This window comes from Vibrio genomosp. F10 str. 9ZD137 (assembly GCF_049974785.1).
In the GTDB taxonomy this organism is placed as follows: domain Bacteria; phylum Pseudomonadota; class Gammaproteobacteria; order Enterobacterales; family Vibrionaceae; genus Vibrio.
Genome location: NZ_JBNGCJ010000732.1, coordinates 1 through 2095, shown reverse-complemented (window position 1 = coordinate 2095; position 2095 = coordinate 1). Strand labels below are relative to the sequence as shown.

The following is a 2095-nucleotide window of genomic DNA, read 5'->3' as shown; positions in this document are numbered from 1 at the left end:
ACCTCAGGCGCAGGATATTCACTTGAGCCAGAGATCATTATCCCAGATGACGCTATCAGCATCACGGTCGGTACTGACGGTGAAGTATCAGTCAATATTCGTGGGCAACAGGACAATCAAGTTCTAGGGCAAATTACCACGGTCGATTTTATTAACCCAGGCGGCCTTGAGCCTATCGGTCAGAACCTTTACCTTCCAACCGGTGCCAGTGGTGATCCTCAAGAGGGAGTTCCTGGTTTAGATGGTTTTGGTTCAGTGAGACAATCCATGCTTGAAACATCAAACGTGAACGTCACCGAGGAGCTTGTGAATATGATCGAAGCCCAGCGTGTCTATGAGATGAACTCAAAAGTTATCTCTGCTGTCGACAAAATGATGAGCTTTGTTAACCAACAGCTCTAAGTTGAGATTATAAGTTCATGATTTTCGTTTCATGATTACTAGTTTAATAACGAGGTTATTCGTATGAACCGCATTCTATTTGTTCTTACTATTTTAATGATGAGCGGCTGTACAATGTTAGAGTCACCGCTTGAAACAACGGATGTTGTTCAAGGGACAACGACTATTGATGCGGTTGAAGGTGATCAATCAGCTGAGGAAAGCTCGGGGTTGGTGGATACGTTACGTGGCAGAAATGACCCTCTAGCGGGAGATCCAGCTTGGGCGCCTATTCACCCTAAACAACCGCCAGAGCATTACGCTGCAGAAACGGGATCCCTGTTTAATCTGAACACGGTGAGCAGCCTGTATGACGATTCCAAACCTCGTGGCATTGGTGACATTATTACGGTCAACTTAGACGAAAGCACAAAAGCAGCGAAAAGTGCTGATGCGGATTTAGCTAAAAACAATGATGCCAGCATGGACCCGCTTGAAGTGGGTGGGCAACCTCTCAACATTGGCGATTACGATTTCTCATATAACCTCAGTAATGACAATAAATTCAGTGGTAGCGCTGCTGCGAATCAAAGTAACAGCATCTCAGGCTCCATTACCGTCGAAGTGATTGAAGTGCTCGCTAATGGTAATCTCATCATCCGCGGTGAAAAGTGGCTAACGCTCAACACGGGCGACGAGTATATTCGACTCAGTGGTACCATACGTCCAGATGATATTGATTTTGATAACACCATTGCGTCAAACCGAATTTCAAATGCTCGAATTCAGTATTCTGGTACTGGAACGAATCAAGATATGCAAGAACCAGGATTCTTGGCACGATTCTTTAATGTCTCTTTGTAGCTTTAACCAAAAAGTCTAATTATTGACGAAGTATTTAATCGTTGATTAAGTATCTATGAAGTTTAAGGGTTACCAAATGAAGAATTTTTTTCTATTACTTATCGGCATGATGTGCGTTGTGACGAGCGTGCAAGCAGCGCGAATCAAAGATGTATCACAAATTGCGGGAGTACGTAGCAACCAATTAGTGGGCTACGGTTTGGTAACGGGCCTTCCTGGTACGGGTGAATCAACGCCTTTTACCGATCAAAGCTTTAATGCGATGTTGCAAAACTTTGGCATTCAATTGCCGCCTGGCACGAAGCCAAAGACTAAAAATGTTGCCGCCGTTATTGTGACAGCTGAGATGCCTGCTTTTACAAAACAAGGGCAAACTGTCGATGTCACGGTATCTTCCATTGGTTCTGCGAAGAGTTTACGTGGTGGTACTTTGATGCAGACTTTTTTGAAAGGTCTTGATGGTCAAGTTTATGCCGTTGCTCAAGGTAATTTAGTGGTGAGTGGTTTTAGTGCAAGTGGCGCTGACGGCTCGAAAATTGTCGGTAATAACCCTACCGCAGGTATGATTTCTAGCGGTGCGATCGTTGAACGTGAAGTTCCGACGCCATTTAGTCGTGGTGATTTCATTACTTTCAATTTGCTAGAGTCTGATTTTACCACGGCACAGCGTATGGCCGATGCAGTCAATAATTTCCTTGGGCCGCAAATGGCTTCCGCAATCGACGCTACTTCCGTACGAGTGAGAGCGCCAAGGGATGTGAGCCAGCGTGTTGCATTCCTATCTGCTGTCGAAAACATCGAGTTTAATCCAGCAGATGGCTCCGCGAAAATTATCGTTAACTCTCGCACA

At 44.9% G+C, this 2095-nt stretch carries 3 protein-coding genes; all 3 read left to right on the top strand.

All coding sequences use genetic code 11. The annotated features are described in order from the left end of the window. A partial coding sequence (locus tag ACP45E_RS17405) for a flagellar hook-basal body complex protein (protein WP_141707391.1) occupies positions 1–402 on the top strand: 402 nt, incomplete at its 5' end. Positions 403–465: 63 nt separating this feature from the next. Beyond that, entirely contained in the window at positions 466–1245 is a 780-nt protein-coding gene (gene flgH, locus ACP45E_RS17400; RefSeq protein WP_017035124.1) for a flagellar basal body L-ring protein FlgH, read from the top strand. Between the two features lie 76 nt (positions 1246–1321). Continuing rightward, positions 1322–2095: flagellar basal body P-ring protein FlgI (locus tag ACP45E_RS17395; protein WP_069585333.1), on the top strand; the 774-nt coding region annotated here is incomplete at its 3' end.

Coding starts and splice junctions, on each gene's coding strand:
- flgH (WP_017035124.1), top strand. CDS start 466: ATGAACCGCATTCTATTTGTTCTTACTATTTTAATGATGAGCGGCTGT.